Origin of the sequence: Dyadobacter crusticola DSM 16708, assembly GCF_000701505.1 — a bacterium.
GTDB classification, from domain to species: domain Bacteria; phylum Bacteroidota; class Bacteroidia; order Cytophagales; family Spirosomataceae; genus Dyadobacter; species Dyadobacter crusticola.
The window spans coordinates 270,974-277,222 of the sequence record NZ_JNJB01000012.1; the positions used below are offsets into that span (position 1 = coordinate 270,974).

Consider the following 6,249-nt stretch of genomic DNA (forward strand, 5'->3'; position numbering starts at 1 on the left):
ACTTAAACACAAATCCTTATCTTTGCGGCTCATGCAAAAAAATTAAACCTTAAAGACGTGAATAATAATACTTCGTTGATCTGGAACATTGTGCTTTCATTGGCCGTAGCGGTACTTTTTTTCCTCCATTTTTCAAATAAACCTTCGGGCGATTCCGGCGCAGCAGCAGACGGTAATGTAGTTGCGGGTCGCAAGACAGTTTATGTTCAGGTAGATTCTCTTTTGAAAAATTACGAATTCTTCAAAGACACCAGAAAGGAACTTGAAAACAGAAATTTCCAGCTTGAAAACGAATTGACTACTAAAGGACGCTCTTTGCAGAACGAAGTAGCTTTCTTCCAGCAAAAAGCACAGACAATGACGCCGGAGCAAGCAAGAGCAACAGAGGCGCAGTTGATGAAAAAGCAGCAGGATTTAATGGCTTACCGCGACCAGTCAGCGCAGGCACTAGGCCAGGAAGAGGCTAAGAAAAATGAAGAGCTTTATAAAAATATCCGCTCTTATATCGAGAAGTACAATAAAGAGAATGGTTTCGAGTATGTCCTGGGTTACTCACTGGGCGGCGGGATTCTTTTTGCAAATCCTTCACTGGACGTTACCCAGAAGATCCTGGACGGTCTTAATAAGGAATATAAATCATCCGGAAAACCCGCAGCGGCAGATTCTACGAAGAAGTAAGCTGGCAGGTTACCAACAAAAAAAGGTGTCGGTTCCCTGGAACCGACACCTTTTTTTGTTACCCATCTAATTCTTAAACAGCCGAAGAAGAGAACTTCGCACCGATATATTCACGGTTCATACGCGCGATATTTACCATGCTGATCTCTTTCGGACATTCAGCTGAACATGCGCCTGTATTGGTACAAGCTCCAAAACCTTCCGCATCCATTTGCGCAACCATTTTTTCAGCACGGATACTGCGTTCCGCCTGACCTTGCGGCAGCAATGCAAGCTGAGAGATTTTTGCAGATACAAACAACATTGCAGAAGCATTTTTACAAGCAGCTACGCAAGCACCGCAAGCAATGCAGGCTGCTGCTGAAAACGCTTCGTCAGCCGCTTCCTTCGGAACTGGCAAACTGTTGGCATCCTGTGCATTTCCTGTATTTACAGAAATAAATCCTCCCGCCGAAATCACGCGGTCAAATGCATCACGATCCACAACCAAGTCTTTGATGACCGGGAATGCAGCCGCTCTCCAAGGTTCTACCACGATCGTATCTCCGTCGTTGAAAGAACGCATGTGCAGCTGGCAGGTTGTAACTCCTTTGAGCGGGCCGTGCGGCCGGCCATTGATAAACATTGCGCATGATCCGCATATTCCCTCGCGGCAATCGTGATCGAATGCTACAGGTTCCTTTCCTTCTACAACCAATTGTTCGTTAAGCACGTCAAACATTTCGAGGAAAGACATATCCGGAGAAACCGAATTAAGACTGTACTCCTCAAAACCTCCTTGTGCATTTGCAGTGCTTTGTCTCCAGACTTTAAGCTTTATATGCATGTTACCTGCACTCATTGTTCTATCTTTTAATGGTTTGTCAATCCGGCCGGTACTAAGCAGCGGCCTGAACTTTATTTATAACTTCTTTGAGCAATCTTGATGTTTTCATAAATGAGCTCTTCTTTATGAAGTTCCCACTCTTCAACACCTTTGTATTCCCAGGCCGACACGTACATATAATTCTCATCATCACGCAAGGCCTCTCCTTCTTCGGTCTGATATTCTTCACGGAAGTGTCCTCCACAAGATTCATTCCTTTGCAGCGCATCAATACACATCAGCTCACCTAATTCAATAAAGTCCGCAATGCGGTTAGCCTTGTCCAGTTCAGGATTAAAGTAATCGGCTGTTCCCATTACTTTTACGTCTTTCCAAAACTCTTCTCTTAGCTGGCGTATTTCAACAATCGCTTCTTTCAATCCCTGCTCGTTACGCGCCATTCCGCATTTATCCCACATGATCTTGCCCAGCCTGCGGTGGAAAAGTTCAGGAGAGGTTTTACCCTGAATGCTCAGCAGCTTCCCAATTCTATCTCTTACTTCTTTTTCTGTTTGAACAAAAGCTTCGTGATCTGTCGAGATCTTTCCTGTTCTGATCTCGTTCGCCAGGTAGGCACCGATTGTATAAGGGATCACAAAATATCCGTCAGCCAAACCCTGCATCAAAGCGGAGGCACCCAGACGGTTTGCACCGTGATCGGAGAAGTTTGCTTCTCCCAGTGCATACAATCCTGGTACTGTCGTCATCAAATTATAATCAACCCAAAGTCCGCCCATTGTGTAGTGAACAGCAGGGTAAATACGCATTGGAACTTCGTACGGATCTTCTCCGGTAATCTGTTTGTACATATCAAACAGGTTACCGTATTTTTCTTTCACCACTGCTTTACCCCAGGCGATAATATCTGATGGAGATGCAGTGTGAATGTTATTTTTACTCGCTTCCCCTCTACCGTAACGTTCTACCGCAGCAGCGAAGTCGAGGTATACTGCCAACTTAGAGGTTCCTACGCCGTAGCCTGCATCGCAACGTTCCTTAGCGGCGCGTGAAGCAATATCACGGGGAACAAGGTTACCAAATGCAGGATAGCGTCTTTCAAGGTAGTAGTCACGCTCCTCCTCTGGGATTTCATTACCGGGGCGGTTATCGTTTTTAGCTTTGGGTACCCAGATCCGTCCATCGTTCCGAAGCGACTCTGACATCAGCGTCAGCTTGGATTGGTGCTCGCCTGAAACAGGGATACAGGTCGGGTGAATTTGTGTAAAGCAAGGATTTCCGAAAAATGCCCCGCGGCGGTGCGCTTTCCAGGCAGCTGTTACATTGCTTCCCAGTGCATTGGTAGAAAGATAAAAAACGTTACCGTAACCACCTGAGCAAAGCAACACAGCGTGAGCTGCGTGTCTTTCCAATTCACCTGTAACCAGGTTTCGTGCGATAATACCGCGGCATTTACCATCGATATTCACGATATCCAGCATTTCGTGGCGGTTGTACATTTTAACTGTACCCATACCAACCTGGCGCTGCAGACCTGAATAAGCTCCTAGCAATAATTGCTGGCCTGTTTGGCCGGCTGCGTAAAACGTCCTCTGAACCTGCGTTCCACCGAAAGAACGGTTGGAAAGCAAACCGCCGTACTCACGTGCAAAAGGCACACCGGCAGCTACGCATTGATCGATGATACTTCCCGAAACTTCGGCAAGGCGGTGTACATTGCCTTCTCTTGAGCGATAGTCACCACCTTTAATTGTATCATAAAAAAGACGGTAAATCGAGTCCCCGTCATTTTGATAGTTTTTTGCTGCATTGATACCTCCCTGCGCTGCAATGGAGTGCGCGCGGCGTGGTGAATCCTGGAAGCAGAAAGCTTTTACTTTGTATCCCAGCTCAGCCAGCGTAGCAGCAGCAGAAGCGCCTGCCAGACCGGTACCAACTACAATAATTTCAAGATTACGTTTATTCGCGGGATTTACCAGCGGCACCGAAGAGCGGTATTTGCTCCATTTAGTTTCAAGCGGTCCCTGAGGTATTTTGGCATCCAGACGAGATGAAGTCGCCATATAAATATTAGTTAATCGAAATTTGAAATGAAAGAATCACCGGCATACACCGGCACTCGTTATTTGACCCAACCCAGATAAATCGCGATCGGCATCAAGGCAAAAAGAAGCGGTATAAGAACCGAATACGCTGTTCCTACAAATGAAATCAAACCGTTATACTTGACATGGTTTGCTCCCAGTGTCTGAAAAGCACTTTTGAAACCGTGCAGCAAATGCCAGAACAATGAGATACAACCCAACACATAAATCAACACAACCCACTCATTCTGAAAGATATCCAGCATCATCTGATAAAGGTTCAGTTCCTCGCCGGTAGCAAATTGGTTAGAGCGGTTAGGAATCCAGAAATGCGCTGTGTGGATAACCAGAAAGATCAGCAATAACGTCCCCAGCAGACCCATACTTCTTGAATACCAGGTACTGTTTGCAGAAGGATTATTGACTGCATACTTTACCGGACGGGCTTCCCTGTTGTTTTTCCATAAGATAAGACCGTCGACAATGTGAATAAGGAAACCCGCAACAAGTCCGATTTCAAGCGTCCTGATGATCGGGTTTGTACCCATGAAATGACCCCAGTGGCTGAAAGTTTCGCCGCCGTCATTATAAAAGATCATTGCATTGATACCGGCATGAATCACCAGAAAAACAATCAAAAAAAGTCCGGTAAGAGCCATCAGAAGCTTTTTCCCGATCGAGCTCGTTAACGTTTGTGAAAACCACGACATATGAAACACAAATGGTTTTAGTGCAAAAAAATGAGGTATATTTAGAACGATTCAAAGGTATATCACAAACGCTCGTCAGGCAAAAAAACCCGCCCATTTTTGCTGCATGGGCTATTATTTATAATCATTATTAAGAAATTTTTGATTCTGGCAAGCTAGTGCTAATCAGTGTGTTTGAAACGCCCTTAAAACACCAGAAAAGCAAGTTTTGTTTAATATTCTCATACACATTTTCGAGTAGGAATTTCGTTGAGAGTTCAGGTCAGACTAATAACCATTCTTATATGTCAAGTACTTTACGTTCCCTCCTATCATTAATTGGTTTTATCATTCTGCTGTTTTCTGTTTCTGAGGTCCGGGCGACCCACTTCCGGGCAGGGGAAATTACGGCGAAACGGATTTCAGGACTTACCTACGAAATCAAACTGTCGGCCTATTTCGACGTATCGCCGGCTGGAAAGATTGCAGCTGACAATGCTATTTATGTCGACTTCTTTTTTGGGTCCGATGGCCCGCGCCGCGTTGACCGTGTACCCAACTCCATTCGGAACATCGGTAACAACACGACCTACAACGAATATATTACCACCTACACTTTCCCGGCCGCCAGCACCTACCAGATTTCTGTAAGGATGGAAAACCGGAATGCAAATACTGTTAACCTGAACAACGGAGTGCAAACTAACCAACTCAACTTCTTTGTTCACAGCACCTTAGAGATCAATTCACAATTCGGACCAAACCAAACTCCTGTTTTACTCAACCCGCCCATTGATCTTGCGGCAGTAGGACAGCGTTACATTCACAACCCGAATGCATTCGATGCCGACGGTGACAGCCTTGCGTATAAGCTCTTCGTACCTCAAGAAAGTAGTGGTGGCGGAATAGGCACCAACATTCCCTACGCCGCGCCTAACGCGATCGGCGCGCCGGGACGCACAGAGGCTGGGGCTACGCCTGCTAATTTCAGTATCAACGAACTTACAGGTGATCTCATCTGGGATGCGCCAGCTATGAAGGGACAGTATAACGTTGCATTCATTGTAGAAGAATGGCGGGACAGAAGATTGATCGGCCAGATTGTACGGGATATGCAGATCCTAGTGGAAGACGCGCGCAACGACCGGCCCTTAATGGACCCGCTGGACGACATTTGCGTGGAAGCCGGCACTTTCATCAACCAGCAGATCAGGGCCACAGACAAGAATGGCGACAGGCTGACACTTACTTCCACAGGAGGGGTCTACCAGAGCGCATTGGTGCCGCCTGCGCTGGCCGCATTCAATGTCCCCCAGCAAGGTTCACAGAACACCGTCGTTGGCCAGTTTACCTGGCAGACTTCCTGCAGCCACATCCGCATGGAGCCTTATGATGTGCTATTCAAAGTAGAAGATGCGCCCGCAAGCGGCACACCCAACCCCTCCCTGTTCCGAAAGCTGGTCGATATGACCACCCTCAACATCCGGGTTTACGGGCCCAAGCCCACAGGCCTTACAGCTGTGGCAGCCACTGACCCGGCTGGTACCGCTTACAGGCTCAACTGGGATGCTTACAAATGCCAGGTACAAGGAGCAAGGGTCGTTATATACAGGGCAGAAGGGTGTACAGATATCTTAGAGGATGTTTGTATCACCGGTATCCCTGCCGGGTCCGGCTACGAGGAAGTTGCCCGCGTGCCGGTCACCCAGACTACTTTCCTGGACAACAACAATGGCGCAGGCCTCAGGCCGGGTGTTTCGTACAGCTACCGGCTGGTGGTTATTTTCCCAAGGCCAGGCACCAACGGTTCTGAGCCGGGAAGCCTGGTGGGCGGAGGGGAAAGTGTCGCTTCTGACGAATTCTGCCTTAAACTGCCTTTGCTCATGCCGGTTATCACCAATGTCACTGTTGACTCTACCAGTGAGACAAGGGGCGTGATCACTGTCAAATGGACCAAACCAGCTGCGGCATCAGG

4 protein-coding genes and 1 pseudogene are annotated in these 6,249 nt (G+C 47.3%); 2 read left to right on the top strand and 3 right to left on the bottom strand.

The genetic code is table 11. The features are described from left to right. Window positions 1-57 precede the first annotated feature (57 nt). A complete protein-coding gene (locus Q369_RS0117220; protein ID WP_031529027.1) occupies window positions 58-678 on the top strand; it encodes an OmpH/Skp family outer membrane protein in 621 nt (206 codons plus the stop codon). Window positions 679-751: 73 nt separating this feature from the next. On the opposite strand, the gene Q369_RS0117225 is transcribed toward Q369_RS0117220, so the two are convergent. The 3 genes from Q369_RS0117225 to Q369_RS0117235 all read right to left on the bottom strand — a co-directional run bounded on the left by Q369_RS0117225 (window position 752) and on the right by Q369_RS0117235 (window position 4,295). Then, a complete protein-coding gene (locus Q369_RS0117225) occupies window positions 752-1,504 on the bottom strand; it encodes a succinate dehydrogenase/fumarate reductase iron-sulfur subunit (protein WP_205624333.1) in 753 nt (250 codons plus the stop codon). Between the two features lie 71 nt (window positions 1,505-1,575). Next, complete coding sequence (locus Q369_RS0117230) at window positions 1,576-3,564, bottom strand: fumarate reductase/succinate dehydrogenase flavoprotein subunit (RefSeq protein WP_031529029.1); 1,989 nt, start codon at window positions 3,562-3,564, stop codon at window positions 1,576-1,578. Between the two features lie 59 nt (window positions 3,565-3,623). After that, the gene (locus tag Q369_RS0117235) at window positions 3,624-4,295 is read right to left on the bottom strand and encodes a succinate dehydrogenase cytochrome b subunit (protein WP_031529030.1); all 672 of its coding nucleotides are present in this window, start codon (window positions 4,293-4,295) and stop codon (window positions 3,624-3,626) included. 284 nt (window positions 4,296-4,579) lie between these two features. On the opposite strand from Q369_RS0117235, the pseudogene Q369_RS0117240 reads away from it, so the two are divergent. Then, window positions 4,580-6,249 (top strand): annotated as a pseudogene (locus Q369_RS0117240) (gliding motility-associated C-terminal domain-containing protein); the annotation flags it as partial.